The organism is Sphingobium xanthum (assembly GCF_019737615.1).
GTDB classification, from domain to species: Bacteria; Pseudomonadota; Alphaproteobacteria; order Sphingomonadales; family Sphingomonadaceae; genus Sphingobium; species Sphingobium xanthum.
Genome location: NZ_JAHKKS010000014.1, coordinates 48,544 through 67,845, shown reverse-complemented (window position 1 = coordinate 67,845; position 19,302 = coordinate 48,544). Strand labels below are relative to the sequence as shown.

At 65.2% G+C, this 19,302-nt stretch carries 18 protein-coding genes; 9 read left to right on the top strand and 9 right to left on the bottom strand.

Annotation, left to right across the window (positions count from 1 at the left end):
• The first annotated feature begins 20 nt into the window (after positions 1-20).
• The gene (locus KM135_RS18205; RefSeq protein WP_221715497.1) at positions 21-530 is read left to right on the top strand and encodes a hypothetical protein; all 510 of its coding nucleotides are present in this window, start codon (positions 21-23) and stop codon (positions 528-530) included.
• Positions 531-537: 7 nt separating this feature from the next.
• Here KM135_RS18205 and KM135_RS18200 read toward each other — a convergent pair whose 3' ends face one another.
• The 4 genes from KM135_RS18200 to KM135_RS18185 form a co-directional block, all read right to left on the bottom strand.
• Positions 538-1,113, bottom strand: a complete 576-nt coding sequence (locus KM135_RS18200; protein ID WP_221715496.1) for a nuclear transport factor 2 family protein — start codon at positions 1,111-1,113, stop codon at positions 538-540.
• 23 nt (positions 1,114-1,136) lie between these two features.
• Positions 1,137-2,624: a carotenoid oxygenase family protein gene (locus KM135_RS18195; RefSeq protein WP_221715495.1), complete on the bottom strand. Its 1,488-nt coding sequence runs from the start codon at positions 2,622-2,624 to the stop codon at positions 1,137-1,139.
• A gap of 18 nt (positions 2,625-2,642) precedes the next feature.
• Positions 2,643-2,912: a hypothetical protein gene (locus KM135_RS18190; protein WP_221715494.1), complete on the bottom strand. Its 270-nt coding sequence runs from the start codon at positions 2,910-2,912 to the stop codon at positions 2,643-2,645.
• 91 nt (positions 2,913-3,003) lie between these two features.
• Positions 3,004-3,453: a MarR family winged helix-turn-helix transcriptional regulator gene (locus KM135_RS18185; RefSeq protein WP_221715493.1), complete on the bottom strand. Its 450-nt coding sequence runs from the start codon at positions 3,451-3,453 to the stop codon at positions 3,004-3,006.
• 145 nt (positions 3,454-3,598) lie between these two features.
• On the opposite strand from KM135_RS18185, the gene KM135_RS18180 reads away from it, so the two are divergent.
• Complete coding sequence (locus KM135_RS18180) at positions 3,599-5,239, top strand: carboxylesterase/lipase family protein (RefSeq protein ID WP_221715492.1); 1,641 nt, start codon at positions 3,599-3,601, stop codon at positions 5,237-5,239.
• 177 nt (positions 5,240-5,416) lie between these two features.
• On the opposite strand, the gene KM135_RS18175 is transcribed toward KM135_RS18180, so the two are convergent.
• Positions 5,417-6,325 (bottom strand): DUF8021 domain-containing protein, encoded by a 909-nt coding sequence (locus KM135_RS18175; protein ID WP_221715491.1) that lies wholly within the window; start codon positions 6,323-6,325, stop codon positions 5,417-5,419.
• A 195-nt stretch (positions 6,326-6,520) separates the two neighbouring features.
• Positions 6,521-7,534, bottom strand: a complete 1,014-nt coding sequence (locus tag KM135_RS18170) for a helix-turn-helix domain-containing protein (RefSeq protein WP_221715490.1) — start codon at positions 7,532-7,534, stop codon at positions 6,521-6,523.
• Between the two features lie 641 nt (positions 7,535-8,175).
• Here KM135_RS18170 and KM135_RS18165 point away from each other — a divergent pair.
• Together KM135_RS18165 and KM135_RS18160 are read left to right on the top strand one after the other, a co-directional pair.
• Positions 8,176-9,162: a sterol desaturase family protein gene (locus KM135_RS18165; RefSeq protein ID WP_221715489.1), complete on the top strand. Its 987-nt coding sequence runs from the start codon at positions 8,176-8,178 to the stop codon at positions 9,160-9,162.
• Positions 9,163-9,293: 131 nt separating this feature from the next.
• The gene (locus KM135_RS18160; RefSeq protein ID WP_221715488.1) at positions 9,294-9,956 is read left to right on the top strand and encodes a hypothetical protein; all 663 of its coding nucleotides are present in this window, start codon (positions 9,294-9,296) and stop codon (positions 9,954-9,956) included.
• Between the two features lie 252 nt (positions 9,957-10,208).
• Here KM135_RS18160 and KM135_RS18155 read toward each other — a convergent pair whose 3' ends face one another.
• From KM135_RS18155 to KM135_RS18145, 3 genes are all read right to left on the bottom strand, one after another.
• On the bottom strand, positions 10,209-11,495 hold the full coding sequence (locus tag KM135_RS18155) for an MFS transporter (protein ID WP_246606323.1): 1,287 nt from the start codon (positions 11,493-11,495) through the stop codon (positions 10,209-10,211).
• A gap of 27 nt (positions 11,496-11,522) precedes the next feature.
• Positions 11,523-12,329 (bottom strand): 2-keto-4-pentenoate hydratase, encoded by an 807-nt coding sequence (locus tag KM135_RS18150; protein ID WP_221715487.1) that lies wholly within the window; start codon positions 12,327-12,329, stop codon positions 11,523-11,525.
• Between the two features lie 90 nt (positions 12,330-12,419).
• Entirely contained in the window at positions 12,420-13,910 is a 1,491-nt protein-coding gene (locus KM135_RS18145) for a UxaA family hydrolase (protein ID WP_221715486.1), read from the bottom strand.
• Positions 13,911-14,022: 112 nt separating this feature from the next.
• Between KM135_RS18145 and KM135_RS18140 the strand changes: the two genes are divergently transcribed.
• From KM135_RS18140 to KM135_RS18120, 5 genes are all read left to right on the top strand, one after another.
• Positions 14,023-15,045 (top strand): LacI family DNA-binding transcriptional regulator, encoded by a 1,023-nt coding sequence (locus tag KM135_RS18140; RefSeq protein WP_221715485.1) that lies wholly within the window; start codon positions 14,023-14,025, stop codon positions 15,043-15,045.
• Positions 15,046-15,143: 98 nt separating this feature from the next.
• Positions 15,144-15,983 carry a 5-dehydro-4-deoxy-D-glucuronate isomerase gene (gene kduI, locus KM135_RS18135; RefSeq protein ID WP_221715484.1) on the top strand — a complete coding sequence of 280 codons (840 nt, stop codon included), beginning with the start codon at positions 15,144-15,146 and terminating at the stop codon, positions 15,981-15,983.
• A gap of 5 nt (positions 15,984-15,988) precedes the next feature.
• Positions 15,989-16,756 (top strand): 2-dehydro-3-deoxy-D-gluconate 5-dehydrogenase KduD, encoded by a 768-nt coding sequence (kduD, locus tag KM135_RS18130; protein WP_221715483.1) that lies wholly within the window; start codon positions 15,989-15,991, stop codon positions 16,754-16,756.
• On the top strand, positions 16,753-17,769 hold the full coding sequence (locus KM135_RS18125) for a sugar kinase (protein ID WP_221715482.1): 1,017 nt from the start codon (positions 16,753-16,755) through the stop codon (positions 17,767-17,769). The genes kduD and KM135_RS18125 overlap by 4 nt, the downstream gene beginning before the upstream one ends.
• Positions 17,756-19,300: a carboxylesterase/lipase family protein gene (locus KM135_RS18120; RefSeq protein WP_221715481.1), complete on the top strand. Its 1,545-nt coding sequence runs from the start codon at positions 17,756-17,758 to the stop codon at positions 19,298-19,300. Before KM135_RS18125 ends, KM135_RS18120 begins: the two co-directional genes overlap by 14 nt.
• Positions 19,301-19,302 lie beyond the last annotated feature (2 nt).

Here is a 19,302-nt window from a genome sequence, read left to right as displayed (position 1 = left end):
CCATATCAGAGGAAGTCGCGTTGAAGATAACGAGGTGGCAGCTCTCGGGCGCACTGGCGCTGCTCCTTGCCGCTTGCCAGCAGCAACGCCCTGCTCCGGCGCCGGACAATGGCGCGGCGCCGACGCCACAAGCCAAAGCGCAGGCGTCCCCCCCGGCGTCCAATGCCGCGTCCCTGCCCGAGCCCCTCATGATCGACCCCGAACCCTCGGCCGGCAACGAACCGACAATCGTCGCGAGGGAGACGACCTCCGTCAACGGCAAGCCCGCCTGCACCGCGACCGTCCGCTATGTCGGCGCCCAGGACCAGCCCGTGACCTGGAACGGCGAGGACTGCGCGCAGACGACCGCCCTCTTCATCAGCGAAGGCAAGCTCAGGGAGCTTCAGCGCTTCGACGGGCTCGCCGAGGAAGTGCGCGACGACATCGCGCGCTCGAGCGGCGTCGTTTTCTACGTCGAAGGGCAGTTCTCGTCGGCGATCTATCCGCTCAACAGCGCGAAGCAGATCTACACCGTGCCTCTGGCGGACTAGCGGCCCCTCACGACCCGGACGGCGTGCGCGGATCCTTCTCGCCCAGATCGGGATAGAACAGCGCGCGGTTCTCCAGCGACTCGTTGAACACTTCGCGCTTGGAGAACAGCCACTTGCCGTCTTCCTTCACATAATATTCCACGACATGGCCGAAATAGAGAAGCTGCACATCCTTCTGCGGCGTGCGGTTGGTGAGCGCGAACCAGTAGACCAGCCCCTTGCCGGTCTTGCCGTCGGCATCGACCGTGATGTCATGATTGAGCACGAAATGGCGCGTGCGCGGTTGCGACTTGGCGTCGGCGGGCGGCGCGGCGATGCGCGAGCGCCATTCCGCGATCGCCTCGCGGATTTCCTCGCGGCCATGCTCGATCCCCCCGATCCAGTTCAGCACGCCGTCCTTCGCGAACGTTGCCGCATAGGTCTCGGCATCGCGCGCGTCGGAGGCGATCATCAGCCGGTTCGAGAGATTGACGATCTCGGCCCGCGCGACCGCATAATCCTGCGGCGAAATCTCCTTGGCGCCCGCACTCGTGGACACGCCCAGCGCCAGCGCGCCCAATGCGAAACCCTTCCAGCTCATCATCCTATCTCCCTGTTTTCCTTAGCTCAGGCGTCGATACCCTCGGCCCTCGGAAAGGCCGGTATCTCGTCCGGCCGCACCCAGACGCCATGCACTTGCGGCCCCGCGCGGAACGGCAGGATAACGCGCGCTATGTCGCCCTCCTCCAGCCGCTGCGCGTCCGCGATGATCAGCTCGGAGCGCATCTCGGCATAGTTGGAGGCGACGCCGATCAGATAGCCATCGCCCTCCGGCGCATTGGCGCTGCGCGGAATGAAGCAGCATTCCTGCAGGCTGTGCGTATCGCCCGCGAAATAGCGATCGACCTTGTTCGCCGTCAGGTCGAACCGGCCATAGCTGTTGGTCACCCGCCCGCGCAGATTGCCGCCGCGCGCCTCGTCGAACGGGCGCGTCGGGTCGGCAAAGCCGGTGTAGCAATAGCGGTTGGCCTGCGTGAGGTAGCGCGGGTCGATCCGCCCGAGATCGCCGATCTGCGTCGGGAACAGGACTTCCTCCTCCCAACTATCCTTCTTCGAATTGAGATCGAAGGTCAGCCGCCGGACATAGGCCTTGGCCTTCGTCGGGTCCCAGGGCGCGCCGTCGACATTGGGGAAGAAGGGGAAGAAATTGGAATCGTAGAACGGCGCATAGAGGATCACCTTGCTGCCGATCGTCTGCGCATTGAACGTGTGCATCATGCACCGCTCCGGCCCCTTGAACCAGCGTATCTCCTTGCCGCTGCCGTCGCGCGGGAGAATGCCGATATAGCTCGGCTTGGTCCGGTCCCAACCCCAGTGGACCTTGCCCGCCTGCAGCCGCTCCATGCTGGTCACATAGCCCGCGAAGGGGAAGATGATGTGCTTCTGCGTCAGTGCGATGTCGTGCATCACCGAAACATAGGGCACCTCGAAGCGCGCCTCGTGCTTCACATGCCCGGCCTTGTCGATCGTGTAGACGAACACGTCCTTCGAAGCCGGCCCGGTCGCCTCATTGCCATAGGCGATCATGTCGCCGGTCAGCGGATCGACCTTCGGGTGGGCGGAGAAGGTCAGGCTCTTATACTTGCCGTGGAAATCCCACGGACCGATCGTGTCCAGCGTCGCGGGATCGATCTCGTGGGGGAGCGAATCCTCCTTGAGCGCGAACAGCTTGCCGGCATGCACGAACGGCGTCGTGTTGGAGACGGTCCCGTCGAGATCGCGCACGCTCGGATCGTCGGTGAAGCGATTGCGATAATAGCCGAACAGCTGCCTGCCGGCCTTCAGATTCGCCTTGAACCGAGCCGTGCGGACATAGCGCCCCTTGAAAGAGACGCGCCCGTCCTTGAAGCGGAAGGCACTGATATAACCGTCACTGTGCAGCGGCGCGTCGTCCGGGCGCGAGGGCGGATAATACCATTCGCCGCCGAGGCGCACGAAGGTTCCTTCCAGATCGGGGGGCAGCTTGCCCAGCACTTCGCAATCCAGCAGCTCGGCATCGTGGCGCTGCGGCGAGAAGAAGCCGCGCCTGGCCGGATCGGCAGTGAAATCGACCACTTGAATGTCCTCCAGTGGTTACAGAAAGCAGTTCAGACGGCGCAAAGCCTCGTCGCTCAAATCGGCCAGGACAGCCCCGCCCCGCGCCCCGCCGGGCGCATGAAACGGACGCCCGAGACCGGACTTGTCGAGCCAGGGTTCATCCCGATGAAAAGACAGGACCGACGCCGTGCGCGCCGGCAGGACACGCGCCTGAACCGGCCCGACGCCGCCCGTAGCCGTCAGCAACGCCCCGAGCGACGCGCCCAGCAGCACCTGCCGGCGCCCGATCAAGCCTTCCTTCGACACGACGTCCTCCTCACATCAACCCATAGGACGGCGGCGACACCGGCTCTTGCTTGGCCGCGCATCCCGATTTGCATTGCCGGGAACCGCCCCGTCAGTCGAAATACCGCAAGATCTCGCACAGCCGCTCGATGCGCTCGGCACCGATGCGGTCATTGACCGCCGCCTCGTAGCGCCGATGCCGTGCCCGAAGCTCCGCGATCATCGTCTCGCCCTCGGCGGTCAGCCGCAGCGTGCGCGCTCGCCGGTCGGTCGCACGCACCGATCGCTCGACCAGCTTGCGCCCGATGAGCTCGTCCAGCAGCCGCGTCATGTTATTGGACGTGACGCCCATGACCTCGGACAAGTCGCCCGGCGCACAGCCCGGATTGCGATGGAGCAGCAGCAGGATCGAGTAAGTGAGCGGCGTGATCCCCGTCTCCGCGAAATGATCGCCGAATGTCCGCAGCGCATCCCGCCAGGCAGCGTGCAGCAGGAAGCCGAAGGTCGTGTCCAGTCCACCGAGATCCAGCCCCGCCGATGTCAGCCGATCGATCCGTCCCAACTGCCGCCTCTCCGTCTTGCTTCCGCCAAGGCTTGGCAACCGCGCCGCGCAAAGTCGATCATATTGTGCGGCGTTCTCCGCCATGCGAAGCGATGTTCGCTCCTGATAAATAGGTGACGGCCGCGCGGCACTAAAGTGTATCGCCATGACCAGCGATCACGACAGACGCAGCGCGCTCGGCGTCCTGGCTGCCGCCGCGACGACTGCCTTCTTCCCCGCGAAAGCCCTAGCCATGACGCAGACCGACCCGATCGCCGAGACCCGCCTCGGCAAAGTGCGCGGCATGCGGCAGGGCGACGTCATCAGCTTCCGCGGCATCCGCTATGCCCGCGCCGAGCGCTTCATGCCGCCCGTCGCGCCCGATCCATGGACCAGCATCCTCGACGCGACTGGCTTCGGCGCCAGCGCGCCGCAATCCAATCCCGCTCCCCCGCCCGGCCCGCCTTACGTGATCCTGGCGCAAATCCCTCGCCCCGCCGGTGCGCCCCCGCCTCCGCCTCCCTTGCCGGAATCGGAAGACTGCCTGTTCCTCAACGTCTGGACCAGCGGCCTTAACGACGGGCGCAAGCGGCCGGTCATGGTCTCGCTGCACGGCGGCTTCTTCTATGGCCGCTCGGGCTCGAGCGTCGATGGCAGCAAGCTCGCCGCGCGGGGCGATGTGGTCTTCGTCAGCCTCAATCATCGTCTCAATGCCTTCGGCTATGCACATCTGGCCGAGCTGGACGGCACGGACTTCGCGCAATCCGGCAATGCCGGCATGCTCGACATCATCGCCGCACTGGAGTGGGTCCGCGACAATATCGAGAATTTCGGCGGCGATCCCGCTCGCGTGATGGTGTTCGGTACCTCGGGCGGCGGCATGAAGACGACGTTCCTCATGGCCAGCCCGCGCGCGCAGGGCCTGATCCACCGCGCCGGCGTTCAGTCCGGCCCGGCCCTGCGCTTCATCGAACCGGACGCCGCCGCCGAAGCAACCGAGCGGCTACTGCATGCGCTCGATATCCCCAAGGCCGACTGGCGCCGTTTGAGCGCGATCCCCGTCACCCAATTGCTCGCCGGCTATCACGCCGTCGCGACGGCCCAGCCGCCCCGCAATTTCGCGCATCTGCCGCACTTCGCGCCGGTACTCGACCCGGTTCTGCTGCCCGCCCACCCCTTCTCGCCCGACGCCGCGCCGTGTACGCGCGACATCCCGATGCTGATCGGCTCGAACGGGCAGGAAATGAGCTTCTTCTGGGGCAATGACCCGGCCGCCTTCACGCTGGACGAGGATGGTCTCGCGACGCGCGCCCGCGCTTTCCTCGGCGATCGGACGGACGCCGTGCTGGCGCTCTACCGCCAGGCCTATCCCGCCGCGACGCCGAGCCGCCGCTATCTCCAGCTGTTCAGCGACTATTCCATCCAGGCGCCGGTCATCGCGCAGGCCGAGCGCAAGCAAGGCGCCCCGGCATGGCTCTACCGGCTCGACTATCAGAGTCCGGCGCTGGGTGGAAAGCTCGGCGCGCTGCACACGCTGGAGACGCCGTTCATCCTCAATACGGTGGGAAGCGCCCGCCCGCTGGTCGGCGAAGGCGACGATCCCGTGACACTTGCGCGCAAGATGAGCGATGCCTGGGTCAGCTTCGCCGCGACGGGCGATCCGAACGGAAGTAACACCGGCCTCCCGCATTGGCCGGCCTATGAGCGCGGCCAACACGCCACGATGCTGCTCGACCGCACCTGCCACGTGGAAAACGATCCCGCCCGGATGGCGCGCAAGGCGCTGGCAGATCTTGTTGAGGGGTGACTGAAACGACTGAAACGTCCGTTTTGCGACTGCCAGCTTGTGTCGGGATTCAGGCCAGATCGAGACGAAAATGGTGGTTTCGTGTGACCCGGAGCGCAGCGTACTTACGGTACGTGAGCACCGGAAGCGCGCGGAACCGCCGTTTGCAGCCCGATATGGGCTGAATCCCGACACAAGCTAGTTCCCCGGCCCCCAGGGCGAAACCTGATTGTAGGACGTCCCGATAAACGTTGCCTCCACGCCGGTGATCATCCCGCCGCTGATCTTGAACATCTCCAGAAACGCCCAGCTGTGCGGCTCGCGGAAGATCGATTTGCGCCAGCTCCCGTCCGTCAGTCTGTAGTCGGCCATCACGCCCTTGTGATCGATGAAGCCGCGAAACAGCGAGATGCCGCGCTCCTCGTCGACGAGGATCGGCACCCGGCGCACCTTGTTGTTGAAGGCATAGGTGCCGAGCTTGAAGCCCTTCTCGATATCGCGGAAGATCATGCCGTTCTCGTAGCGCACGGCATCCGGCGAGAAGCGCGTGTTGCGGATCTCGCCGGTATTGTTCTCCAGCGTCTGGAAATAGCCGTCGCCGAGCCGCGTCAGTTCCTCGCGCGTGTTGCGCTCCGCCAGCGGCACGACGGCAGCCCGGTCGGCCGGGCGGCGAAAACCGTGCGGATCGTCGAACGGCGTCGGCGGTGCGCTCAGGTTGCGCCGGGTGGAGAGCATATGCTCCACTTCTGTGATTTGCCGATCCTTGATGCGCAGGCGGATCGCAAGGAAGCCCGGTATCTCGCTCTGCATGATCGCGGTGAAGACAGCCGCCTGGCCCGTCGCGGGATCGGAGAGGATGAGCGGCGTGCCGACTTCCTCCGTCACCGTGTCCCAGCTGCCATCGGGAAACGCCATCTCGACATTATTCTCGGTGAAGCGAACTTTCGCGGCGAACGGCGCCCTGGCCGGATCATGCGCGAGATAGGCGCCGCGATAGCGCTCGACGATCTGCTCCAGGCAGTTCTTGTCGCATCCGCCCTGCGCCTGCGCGGCGCCCGGCAGCAGCATGGCGAGCGCAATCAGTGCGCCGGCAAAAACCTTCGGCATCCGTCTCTCCTTCATCCGCGCCCACCGCAAAAGGCCGCACTGACCAAACCAACCCGTTCGCCCTGAGTAGGGGCTGAGCTTGTCGAAGACCCGTATCGAAGGGTCAAGCGCTGTGCCCGCTCCTTCGATACGCCATTTCGACTTCGCTCAATGGCTACTCAGGACGAACGGCGTGGTTGTTCGTCGGCGTGGATTTTAGTCCACAGCGGCGAGCTGGCTTGCCGCTTCGTGCGCCGGTCTTTTGTCTGCGGGCGAACCGACATCCAGCATCCGGGCGCGAAACGCCTTGGGCGGCGTCCCGAATTTGTCGCGGAAGGTGCGGCTGAAATGCGCGGAGCTGGAAAAGCCGGTGTCGAACGCAAGCTGCGTCAGCGTGATGTCTCGCCCGGCCGGGCTGCTCAGCACGGCGCGGCACCGGTCGAGCCGCAGCGACCAGATATAGTCGCTGACCGTCTGGTCGCCGCTGAACAATTTGTGGATGTAGCGCTTCGAGCATTTCATCGCCCGCGCGATCAGATCGACCGAAAGATCCGGATTGCCGAGATTGCGCCGGACGAAGGCGCGGATGCGCTCCTGTGTCAGGTCGCGCATCGAGGCGCGGCGCTCCCCGGCCAGATTTTCGCGGATCGCCATCCGGAAGAAATCGATCATCGTTTCGCCCAGATCGCTGTCGAGCCGATCGTCATCGCTCGAAAAGTCGGAGATCGCGGTTTCGAGGCAGCCGCCCAGCATGCGCGCGATCGCGCCCCCGATCGGCGCGCCGCCCGCGAGCTTGCGCACCGCATCGGCCTCCGCGAGGGCAAGCCGGTCAACCGGTATCTGCAGCGCGATCTTCGACGACGTCTCGGGATGGATCGAGACGAACGGACGCCGTCCGTCCGCCATGAACCACTGCCCCGCCTCGATGACACGCTCGACGCCGTCGCTGATCAGGATCGTCCGCCCGCTCTGCTGGAAGCACAGGCGGACGGGCAGTTCCTCGCTGCTCTGGCGGATCAGGCGGCTCGTCCATGCGGCACGATGCGGCGATGTGCCGAGCCTGAAGATCTTCGCGGCGCCCAGCGTGCGGCGAACGACCGTCCCGTTGAACGGACACCGCGCCATTTCCTCGATCTCGACCCCGCCGATCGCCGCCGCGCCGGCGTTCCAGAACGGAAGCCTGTCGGGCGGGCGCATCCCTTCGGTCGAGAAAGCTTGAGCGGCAGCCATACCCTTCTCCTCGTCGCCGAAGCCCGGCCTTGGCACGGGCTTCGATTTATCTCTTGCCGAGAGATTCTTTGCTGAACCGTCTCAAGTCAATTGAAAATCTGAGGCCGTTGCCCTTCTCCACGCCCGCTCCCCCCGTCATCCCGCAAGGTTTGAGCAATCCCGGCTGTCCTACACACCCGCTGACATGCGATAAGACAACAGGCGATCCGACGCCCCTGCTCTTTGACCTCGTCAAGAAAACCCCGAAAATTCAACAAGCTCGCTCAACCCGGGCCGGACTTTTGCGCGGTTACCATGCGCAACACGAGAGATGTTAGCGAAGTTATAGCCCAAAAAGCCCGGAAATCCGCGCTTTTCGCCAACCGCAAATTAGGGCACAATGCGTCCCAGGAATGACGTTGCGCGACCATCGGGCATCGGAACCGGCATCTGCCGACAAATCGACGTCCGAAACCGGCCGCGAATCATCCCGCCACAGGCGCGGACTTCGGTACTTTCCGTGGGGGGATATACGCAATTTGTCCCATAAGGCGGGTGGGAAACGTCCGCTATCTTTGTAGACACCGGTCCCGACTTAGTATTACGTTCTGCTAAATTCGTACTACTGACGTGGGCAATCTGGAATTGCGAGGGCAGGCGATATGGACGGAGTTCGCGTAGGAAACAGGATCATCGGCGCAGATTCGCCGGTGACGGTCGGCTGGGAAAATATCCCGAAAGTCGAAGGCGGCCCGTTCAAGCGCGCCTTCTTCACCTGGTTCCAGCCCACCATGCTGCTCGCGCTGGTCGCCTTCTGGTATTATGCGCCGAACGACATCGCCAAGGCATCGACCGCCATCTGGATCGGCATCGGTGTGAAGCTGTTCATGATGGCGCTCGAAGTGATGAGCCCGCGCCACACGAGCTGGAATATCACGTGGAAGGAACTGGTCACCGACCTGTTCTACGTCGGGATCAGCTACACGCTCGTCAGACTGGCCGGCAAATATTTCGGCGACGACGCCATGATCGAGCTCATCCGCAATGCGTTCGATTGGAGCACCTTCGCCTGGTTCGTCGCCTTGCCGCTGCTCCTGCAGGCGTTCCTGATCTCCTTCATCTTCGATTTCGGCCAGTACTGGATGCATCGCGGCATGCATAACTGGCACCCGCTGTGGCTCACCCATGCCCCGCACCACTACATCACCCAGCTGAACGTCCACAAAGGCGCGGTGGGCAATCCGGTCGAGCTGTTCCTGATCGGCCTCGGCATCGGCGGCTTCTTCGACTTCCTGCCGCGCGCCGCGCTGCTCGCCGGCTCGCTCGGCCTGGCGGTCGGCATCTACCAGCACATCAATGTCCGCTTCAATTCGCCGAGCTGGTGGCGCTTCCTGTTCAACACGACCGAGCATCACAGCGTCCACCACTCGCAGGATTATGAGGGCAGCCGCAGCAATTATTCGGGCACCTGGATCATCATCGATCGCATGTTCGGCACCTGCGTCGATGGCGAGGCGGAGCTGCTCGGCATGGAAGGCGGACGCCGCATGTCGGTCGGCGAGACGATGGTCTATCCCTTCACCGAGGGCTGGCGGTCGTTCAAGGAGCGGTTCGGCCGCCGCGAGCCGGTGGCAGTCCCCGCCGAGTGATCGGCGCTGCCGCTCGCGCACGCGCTCTTTTCCATCCGTCCCAATTGCCGCGCCGGGGCCGCCACGAGCAGCCCGGATCGGACCTTGACGCCCCGGGCCGGCGGCAGCGACATCTTGTGAAGGAAGACCATGTGACCCCGCGTTTCATCGACTGGATCTGGCATATCAGGGGCAATGTCGCGCTGGCGCCCGGGCAATCGAGCGAAGAGGCGTTCGAGCGACTTTCGCCGCTGTTTCAGGAGATCAACACCAGCCACGAGCGCACCGACGACACGCTCACCTTCCGCAAGAAGAAGCAGGCCCCACAGGACAAGATGTCGATCTTCGACTGGGGCATTCTCGCGATCGAGCCGGGCGTGGACGGCTCGACGTTGCGCTATCATCTCACCAGCCGCGCGCTGCTGGCCTGTTTTCTGGCGCCCTTCCTGTTCCTGGCCATTGGCGCTGCCACCGTCGGCATCGGCACGCTCGAAAAGCCGCCCACGGCCGAGGCCAAGAAGGAAGCCGAAGCCGCCGAGAAGAAACTGGCCGCCGTACCGATGAACCCGATCGACAAGTTCCTCGGTGCCCCCGAGCCGGAAAAGCCTGACGAGAAAAAGAAGAAGGAAGAGGCCGAAAAGGCCAAGGCCGCCAATGGCAAGGACAAGAAGAAGGAAGAAGAGGAGAAAAAAGGCCCCTCCCCCACGCCCGCCTATGTCTTCGCCGGCATCTTCGCCACGCTCTATGTCGGCGGCCGCATCCTCGAGGACTGGCTGATCAAGCGGCTCTTCCGAAAGCGCCTGGCCGGCGCATAGGCTGTATCGACATTCAAAGCGCGAGGGGCGCACCGCATAGCCTCTGAAGAAATCGCTGTCCTACGCTCCGCCACCGATGGCACCCCGGACCACGTTCTTTCTCAGGTCCGAAAATCCCTTCCATCGCCCTCGATGCGCGAACGGAAAAACGTCCTCGATAGTGTGACCTTCGTGTGACCTTTGGGCCCCGGCGCAGGCTGGGACCAAAGGCCAATGTCGATCCGCGCTAGCCCTCACGACTGCGCTTCGCCCTCACGAAATACGGGCAGGCGCAAGGCGCGGACTAAGCAGATGGACCGCCGCCAAAGCCAGGAAATAGGCGCTGGCGCAGATGGCGAAGAGCACTTCGTAGCTGCCGGTCGTATCGAGAATATAGCCGGTGAACAGCGCCATCCCCATGCCGCCGAGCGCGCCGACCGTCCCGCCGATGCCGATCACCGAGCCGACCGCGCCGCGCGGGAAGACATCCGATGGCAGCGTGTACAGATTGGCCGAGAAAGACTGGTGCGCCGCTGTGGCGAGGCCGATGACAAGCACGGCGATCCAGACATTGTCGATCGACTGGGCGAACCAGATCGGGACGACGCAGGCCGCGCTGAGCGCCATCGTGATTTTGCGCGCCGCATTGGCCGAATAGCCCGCGCGCATCATCCGCGAGGAGAGCCAGCCGCCCCCGATGCTGCCGAAATCCGAGATCAGATAGATCGCGGCGAGCGGCAGGCCGAATGTCTTGATATCGAGATTGTAGCGCTCGAACAAATAGCCCGGCAGCCAGAACAGGAAGAACCACCAGATCGGGTCGATCAGGAACTTGCCGAGCGCATAGGCCCAGGTCTCGCGAACGCCGATGAGGCGCCCCCAGCCGATCTTCTCGACGGGATCGGCCGGGTCCTGCTCGATCCAGGCCAGCTCGGCCGGAGACACGCGGGGATGCTCGCGCGGGTTGCGATAGACCGCCCACCAGACGATCAGCCACAAGATGCCGAAGATACCGGTGATGAAGAAAGCCGCGCGCCAGTCGAACCAGAGCACCAGAAGCGGGACGAGCAGAGGCGTGATGATCGCGCCCACATTGGCGCCGGCATTGAACAGGCCGATGGCGAAGGCCCGCTCGCGCTGCGGGAACCAGTCCGCCACGGCGCGGATACCCGCGGGGAAATTGCCGGACTCGCCGATGCCGAGGCCGAAACGGGCAAGCGCGAAGGAGACCACGCCGGATGCAAGGCCATGCGCCATGTGGCTGATGGTCCAGATGACGATGGCGATCGTGTAACCGAGCCGCGCGCCGATCGTATCGACGATGCGGCCGAAGCCGACATAACCGATGGCGTAGGCAAGCTGGAACCAGAAGACGATGCCGGCGAAATCGCTCTCCGACCAGCCAAACTCGGCCTCGAGCGTCGGCTTCAGCACGCCGATCATCTGCCGGTCGACATAATTGACCGCCGTGGCCGCGAACAGCAATGCCACGATCACCCAGCGATAGCGGCCGATCCGCCCGCCCTTGCCTTCCGGGGTTTTCATAGTTTCGGTCGCCATCTCATCCCTCTCCTCTGCACCCGGCGCTTACCGGTCTGCCTGTCCTGCCCCGGCCGCGACGATGCGGCATCCGGTGCGCCCGAGATCGCCGAAGATCGCGACGAGCCGTTGCCCTGGCCGCACGTCATGCACGCCGGTGATCGCCCCCGTCGAGACCCAGAAGCCCCGTGTCGCATCAATGTCGCGGGACGCCAGATTGGCGAGCAGGAAACGCACCGCGCCATAAGGCCCGTCCAGCATCGTCGCCGCAGTCGCCTCGCCCGCCAGGACACCGTCGATCTCGGTGCGGACCAGCACGCTGCGCAGATCGAGATCCCGCCAGTCGACCAGCGGCGCGCCGCAGACGAGGCCAAAATTATTGCCGAAATCGGAGACGGTCACCGCCGCGCCATCCGCATTGATGCCGGGATAAGGCGAACTCGCAATCTCGATGCCGATGCGCACCTCGTCGATCAGCGCGCGGGTCTCGTCATCGGTCACCGGCAAGGCGCCCGAGAAGCCCCGCGCGACATGCAGCAGGAATTCCGCCTCACCCGCCGCAAAGCCGCCGATAAAGACCGGCATCTCGGGCTCGTGACCGTCGCTCGCATCGACAAGGGAACCGGCAAAAATGGGGCCGGAGAGCCGGTTGCTGCCGAACCGCGCATCGTCCGGCGGATTGATGCGGCCGACTTTCCAGCCATCGATGCGACGGCCGTCGAGCAGGATCGCGCGATCCTGAATGCCGTAGGCTTGCGTGAGGTCGGCAGGCGGTGTCCCGGGATAGACGGGGAGCGCCTGCCCCGCCCGACGCGCACGGACAAAGGCTTCTGCGGCGGCGTGCGGTTCAGTCAAAGCGGTCCTCGTCCCCTGAGCGGTGTTTCGCGACTGCGTATAGGAAACCGGTGTCATAAGCAATCCGGTCTTGTGCGTCAGGTGCCCGCATCACAGCGTGACGCCGCGTTTCCAAATGGCGATAGCGCGCTGGCCATGCCGTTCGGCGGCACAGGGCTCGCCGCTCGCGACGGCCAAAATCTGCCGCAAAAACGCCGAATCCGTGACCTCCTCGCCGTCATCCAGAACCTGTGCCGCGTCGAAATCGATCCAGTGCGGCTTGGCCCTAGCCAGGCCGTGATTGGAGGATATCTTCATCGTCGGCACGGGGAAGCCGAGTGGCGTGCCACGCCCCGTCGTAAAGAGAATCAGCGTGGCGCCCGCCGCGACCAGCGCGCTCGACGAAACAGCGTCGTTGCCCGGCGCCTCCAGCAAGGCGAGGCCGCCGCAGGGCGCGGCGTCACCATAGCCGACGACCGCACAAAGCGGCGCACTTCCGGCCTTCTGCACCGCACCGAGCGATTTTTCCTCGAGCGTCGTGATGCCACCGGCCAGATTGCCCGGCGAGGGATTCTCCGAAATCGGCAAGCCCTGATCGAGATAATAGCGCTTGAACCGATTCACGAGCGCGGCCGCCTCGTCGAAGGTCCGGGCATCCTGCGCCCGTTCCAGCAAGGCCTGCTCCGCGCCGAAAATCTCTGGGATTTCCGTCAGGATCAGCGTGCCGCCGGCCGCCGCCAGATGATCGCTGAAGCGGCCGAGCAAGGGATTGGCGGTGAGTCCGCTGAACCCGTCCGACCCTCCGCATTTGAGGCCCACGCTGAGCAACCCAAACGGTAGCGGCTCGCGCTCCGCCGCAGCCGCCAGATCCACCAGCTCATCGAGAATGGCCGCCAATTCGGCCATTTCGTCGCCTGCTGCTTGCGAGGACAAGGTTCGGACCTTGGCTCGCGCGACGGACGACAGCGCATCCAGCAGATCGGCGAGTTGATTGGATTCGCAGCCCAGGCCGAGCAGGACGACGCCCGCTGCGTTCGGGTTCGCGGCCAACCCCGCCAGCAAGGCACGTGTGCCCGCAAGGTCATCGCCCAGTTGCGAACAGCCATGCGGATGCGTGAAGGCGTGGACGCCGTCGATGCGGCCGGCATGACGCTCCGATGCCGCCCGGGCAGCCTGCTCGGCCGTCAGCGAAACGCAGCCGACCGTTGGCAATATCCAGACCTCGTTGCGCGTCGCGGCGCGGCCGTCGCCACGCAAATAGCCCATCCACAGCGGCTCTTCCGCTGGCTTTTCCCGCGCATTTCCGTGCGCGACCCGCGATGCGACATAGACCTGCTCACCCGCGAGCGCCGTCGCCAGATTGTGGGTATGGACATGCGCGCCTGCCGGGATCTCCTGCGTGGCGCGACCGATCGGCAAGCCATATTTACGGACGATCTCGCCCGGCGCATGATTCTTCAGCGCGATCTTGTGTCCCTGCGGGATCGGCTCAAGCGCGACGACGCCGTCTTCCGGCGCGCCGATCCCGGCCTCGACCGGCTGCAAGGCGACCGCAACCGTGTCGGCTGCATGCACTTTCAGGAAGGATTTGAGCTCTGTCATAATACGCTTATAGTGGAAACCGGTGTCATAAAGCTAGCGTTGCGCTTACTCTACGGAACGGGCAGGAGCTTCGGGAGTGCGCGATGGCCAGATCGCGTTGCAAGGGGTTCAGGTGAACAGGAAGAAAGACAGCGCGCCGACGATCAATGACGTGGCCCGTCTCTCGGGCGTGTCGAAGAAAACCGTCAGCCGCGTCATCAACCGGTCACCGCTGCTCAACCAGGCGACCCGCGAGCGAGTCGAGGCCGTCATCGCCGATCTGGGCTATGTCCCCAATCCGCAGGCGCGCGCGCTGGCGCTCCGCCGCAATTTCCTGATCGGCCTGATCCACGACAATCCCAACGCCCAGATGGTGCTGAACTTCCAGGAAGGCGTGCTCGATGCCATCCGCGAGACCGAGTTCGCGTTGGTCGTTCGCCCGGTCGATCGCCATTCGCCGCGCCTGCTCGACGATGTGCGCAACTTCCTCGAACGGCAGCGGCTCTACGGCGTGCTGCTGCTCCCGCCGATTTCCGAGAACGACGCGCTCGCCGCGCTCTGCACAGAGCTTGGCTGCAATTATGTGCGCATGGGATCAGCGAAGCTCGACGACGACGCGCATCTGGTGGAGTCGAACGACCGGCAGGCAGTGACCCATGCGATGGCATATCTGGCGGAGTTGGGACATCGCCGCGTCGGGCTGGTGGCTGGCCCGGAGGGCTTTCGTTCGGCCCGCGAGCGCATGCTGGGCTATCATGACGGCGTCGCCCATCACGGCTTCGACACCGGCCAGGACCTGATCGCCGGGGGAAACTACACATTCGAGTCAGGCCTTGCTGCGGGCGTGCGCCTGCTCGATGCCAATCCGCGCCCCACGGCAATCTTCGCCAGCAATGACGAGATGGCGGCCGGCGTCCTCCACGCTGCACGCCAACGGGGCATCGACGTGCCGCGCGACCTCTCCATCGTCGGCTTCGACGATACGGCGATCGCTGCGCATATCTGGCCTCCGCTCACCACGGTGCGCTGGCCGATCGTGCCGATGGCCCGCGCCGCCGCCGCCAAGCTCATCGGCCCAGGCGAGGAAGCGAGCCAACCGTCGCTCTTCCTCTCAGACCTCATCCGGCGCGCGTCGTCCGTTCCGCCCTCGCGCTGATTTCCTTTCCGATCCTGCATCCGTCGAAAGTCACTTGTCCCCGCCTTTGACACCGGTTACCATTGGCGCATTCGACGATCGCTCCGGGAGAGACCAACGTGTTCGCAAAGACCTTTTACGCCACCCATCCGGACATGATGGACAGCGTCTCGAACGAGAATCTGCGCGAGCGCTATCTCGTCGGCGGCATGTTCAACGACGGCGAGGTCACGCTCAATTATTCCCACAACGAGCGCTTTGTGATCGGCGGCGCCGTGCCAAGGGGCGGCGCGCTCAAGCTGCCCGACCAGACCGTGCCCGCCAGCGCGGCCGGCCACCCTTTCCTGGAGCGGCGCGAGCTGGCGGCGGTGAACATCGGTGGTAACGGCGCTATTACCGTCGATGGGCAGCGCTTCGAGATGGGCAACAAGGAATGTCTCTACATCCCGATGGGCTCGAAGGACGTGCAGTTCGAAGGTGACGGTGCGCGCTTCTATCTCGCTTCGCTCCCCGCGCACAAAATCTGCCCGATCAAGCACATCACGCTCGCGCAGGCCAATCCGCTCGCGCGCGGCGATCTCGCCAACAGCAACCAGCGCACGATCTACCAGCTCGTCATTCCCGGCGTGTGCGAAAGCGCGCAGCTCTTGCTCGGCCTCACGGTGCTCGAGGAAGGCAGCGTTTGGAACACGATGCCGCCGCACCTCCACGACCGGCGCAGCGAAATCTATCTCTATTTCGACATGCCCGAAGCCGAGAAGGACCGCGTGTTCCACTATATGGGCGAGCCGGACTCAATGCGGCACATCGTGATCGGCAACGAGGAAGCCGTGATCAGCCCGCCCTGGTCGATCCACATGGGATCAGGCACCAAGAAATATGCGTTCATCTGGGCGATGGGTGGCGAGAATCTTGATTATACCGACATGAACGTGCTCGACATCTGCCAGCTGAAGTGAGTTCGATGAGCAGCTTCGATCTTTCCCGCCGGGTCGCGCTCGTCACCGGCGCCAATACCGGCATCGGCCAGGCGATCGCTGTCGCGCTGGCGCAGGCGGGCGCGAACGTTGCAGCGGCCGGACGCACACCGGCGGAAGAGACGCGCGCCAAGGTCGAGGCGCTCGGGCGACGCTGTGTGCTGCTCGATGCCGACCTCTCGTCCACGCAGCCGGTCGCGGGCGTTGTCGAGAAAACGGTGAGCCAGCTCGGATCGATCGACATCCTCATCAACAATGCCGGCATCATCCGCCGCGCCGATGCGGTCGATTTCACCGAGGCGGACTGGGATGCGGTGATCGACACCAATCTCAAGACGACTTTCTTCCTGTGCCAGGCGGCCGGGCGGGAGATGATTGCGCGCTATGCCGAGACGGGCCGGCGCGGCAAGATCGTCAACATCGCCTCGCTCCTGAGCTTCCAGGGCGGCATCCGCGTGCCGAGCTACACCGCCTCCAAGAGCGGCGTTGCGGGGCTTACCAAGCTGCTCGCCAATGAATGGGCGGCCAAGGGCGTCAATGTGAACGCCATCGCCCCCGGCTATATCGCGACCAACAATACGGCCGCGCTGCAGGCGGACGAGACCCGCAATCGCCAGATACTGGAGCGCATTCCGGAAGGCCGCTGGGGCGCGCCGGAGGATATTGGCGGCGCGGCCGTCTTCCTCGCCAGCCGCGCGGCGGACTATGTCCAGGGCCATGTGCTGGCGGTCGACGGAGGCTGGCTCGCCCGATGAGCAGCGCCGCGCCCGTCGTCTGCTTCGGCGAGCCGCTGCTGCGCCTTTCGCCGCCCGGCGCGCGCCTGACCGTACAGACCGACACGCTGGACCTCGCCGTCGGCGGTGCGGAGGCCAATGTCGCGGCAGCGCTGGCCTCGCTCGGCCGGCCGGTGCGGTTCGTAGGGCTGGTCCCGGACAATCCGCTCGGCCGCAAGGCACGCAGCGCGCTCGCGGCGGCCGGTGTGGACGTAAGCCATCTGCGCTCTACCCCCGGCCGCATGGGCCTCTATTTTCTGGAAGCGGGCGCGGGCGCTCGCCCCTCCTCCATCGTCTATGACCGCGCGGACAGTGCCTTTGCCAAGGCCCTCCCCGCCGATATCGACCTGCTCTCCCCGCTGGAGGGTGCCCGCGTTCTGCACATCTCGGGTATCACGCCAGCACTAGGCCCCGGCGGCTGCGCTCTTGCCTGCGCTGCCGCCGGGGCCGCCAGAGATGCAGGGGTGCCGATCTGTTTCGACGGCAACTACCGCGCGCAGCTCTGGGATAGCTGGGACAGCGATCCGCAGCGCATCCTGAGCGAGCTGGTCGCGCAGGCGACGATCTTCATCGGCAATCATCGCGACATCTCGCTGCTGCTCGGCACGCGCTTCTCCGGTGACGGGCCGGACCGGCGGCGCGAGGCGGCGGAGGCGGCCTTTGCGGCTTTCCCCAAGCTCGAGATCATCGCCTCGACCGCGCGGCACCTGGTGACCAGCGCGCATCATCGCATCTCGGCGCGTGTGGACCTGCGCGACGGCGCACATCAGACCGACGAGATCGACGTGACCGACATCGTCGACCGGATCGGCACCGGCGACGCCTTCGCGGCGGGTGTGCTCGATCGCTGGCTCGATGGCGGCGATGCCCGCGCGATGGCCGAGACGGGACTGGCACTGGCCGCCCTCAAGCACAGTATTGCGGGCGACATGTGCCTCGTCGGGCGGGCCGATCTGGACGCCTTCTCCGCCGGCGGCGGTGATGTCCGGCGGTAAGCCGGTGTCGCGCCGGGCCATGCTCGGCGGAACCGCGGCTTTGCTGGCAACACCGGCACTCAGCGCTGGCCGCGATCCCCGGGTCGGGCGCTATGTCGGGGTGCGCGACAGCGCTGTCCTCGCTTTCAAGGGCATTCGCTATGGCCGCGCGGCGCGCTTCACCCGCCCAATTGCCGAACCCTGGGCCGGACCGCCGATCCGCACCGATCGCTTCGGCCCGAACGCACCGCAACGGGGCGATGACGGCAGAGGCTCCAGCGAGGACTGCCTGTTTCTCAACGTCTGGACGCCGGAGGCCGATCCGCACGCGCGGCGCGCCGTCATGGTCTATTTCCATGGCGGCGCTTACACTTCCGGCACCTCGACCGATCCGCTGACCCACGGCGCCCATCTCGCCGCGCAAGGTGACGTGGTCGTCGTCACGGTCAATCACCGGCTGAATGCGCTCGGCTATGCATGGCTCAAGCCTTTCGGCGCGGCTTATGCGGACAGCGGCAATCTCGGTCAGCTCGATCTCATCCTGGCGCTGACATGGGTACGCGATCATATCGCGGATTTCGGCGGCGATCCGGGGCGCGTCATGGTCTTCGGCCAGTCCGGCGGCGGCGCCAAGATCGCAACCTTGATGGCGATGCCGGCGGCCAAGGGCCTGTTCCACGCCGCCGCGACGATGAGCGGACAGCAGGTCGTGGCATCCGGGCCTGCACATGCTCTTGCCCGCACACGAAGCTTCATGGCGGCGCTCAAGCTCACGGACACGGATGTCGAGACATTGCGCACACTCCCGATCGAGCGGCTGGTCGAGGGGCTCGCCGCCAAGGACCCCATCATGGGCGGCCCGGTCTATTTCGGTCCGGTGCTGGATATGACGAACCTGCCGCGCCACCCCTTCTGGCCGGACGCCGCGCCGCAATCGCTGCACATCCCGATGATCCTCGGCAATACGCGCGACGAGACGCGGGCCTTCATCAATCCGCGCGGGCCGAAGCTCGCCGGGCTCGGCTGGGACAATCTGGCGGAGCGCATCGCGCCCGAGATCAAGATCGATCTCGATCCGCACTGGGTGGTTGCGCAATATCGCGCGCGCTACCCGGACTGGACGCCCGAGCGGCTCTTCTACGCGGCGACAACCGCCGGGCGAAGCTGGCCGGGGCAAGTGATCGAGGCCGATGCCCGCGCCGCCGCGGGCGCGCAGGCGACATGGGTGTATCAGCTCGATCGTCCCTCCCCGATCGATCCCTTGCGCGGCGCGGCCCATACGGACGACCTGCCCTATGTGTTCGGCACGCTCGACGCGCCCGGCAGCTTCAGCGGCACCAATGCGGCGGCACGAGCAACGCGCGACGCGATGATGGCAGCGTTCGTTGGGCTGGCGAAGACCGGCAGGCCGGGGCTGGATCATTGGGCACGCTATGCGCTCCCAGCGCGGGCGACGTTGGTGGTCGACAACGACATCCGCATGATCGACGACCCACGCGGATGGGAGCGGGCCTTCTGGGCGACGGCGCCTTATGTGCAGCCGGGAAGTTGAAT

What these genes read in the sequence shown, in the direction of transcription:
- KM135_RS18200 (WP_221715496.1), bottom strand. Translation starts at nt 1,113, where the DNA reads ATGATGAGCTGGAAGGGTTTCGCATTGGGCGCGCTGGCGCTGGGCGTG.
- KM135_RS18180 (WP_221715492.1), top strand. Translation starts at nt 3,599, where the DNA reads ATGACCAGCGATCACGACAGACGCAGCGCGCTCGGCGTCCTGGCTGCC.
- KM135_RS18175 (WP_221715491.1), bottom strand. Translation starts at nt 6,325, where the DNA reads ATGCCGAAGGTTTTTGCCGGCGCACTGATTGCGCTCGCCATGCTGCTG.
- KM135_RS18170 (WP_221715490.1), bottom strand. Translation starts at nt 7,534, where the DNA reads ATGGCTGCCGCTCAAGCTTTCTCGACCGAAGGGATGCGCCCGCCCGAC.
- KM135_RS18165 (WP_221715489.1), top strand. Translation starts at nt 8,176, where the DNA reads ATGGACGGAGTTCGCGTAGGAAACAGGATCATCGGCGCAGATTCGCCG.
- KM135_RS18155 (WP_246606323.1), bottom strand. Translation starts at nt 11,495, where the DNA reads ATGGCGACCGAAACTATGAAAACCCCGGAAGGCAAGGGCGGGCGGATC.
- KM135_RS18145 (WP_221715486.1), bottom strand. Translation starts at nt 13,910, where the DNA reads ATGACAGAGCTCAAATCCTTCCTGAAAGTGCATGCAGCCGACACGGTT.
- kduD (WP_221715483.1), top strand. Translation starts at nt 15,989, where the DNA reads ATGAGCAGCTTCGATCTTTCCCGCCGGGTCGCGCTCGTCACCGGCGCC.
- KM135_RS18125 (WP_221715482.1), top strand. Translation starts at nt 16,753, where the DNA reads ATGAGCAGCGCCGCGCCCGTCGTCTGCTTCGGCGAGCCGCTGCTGCGC.
- KM135_RS18120 (WP_221715481.1), top strand. Translation starts at nt 17,756, where the DNA reads ATGTCCGGCGGTAAGCCGGTGTCGCGCCGGGCCATGCTCGGCGGAACC.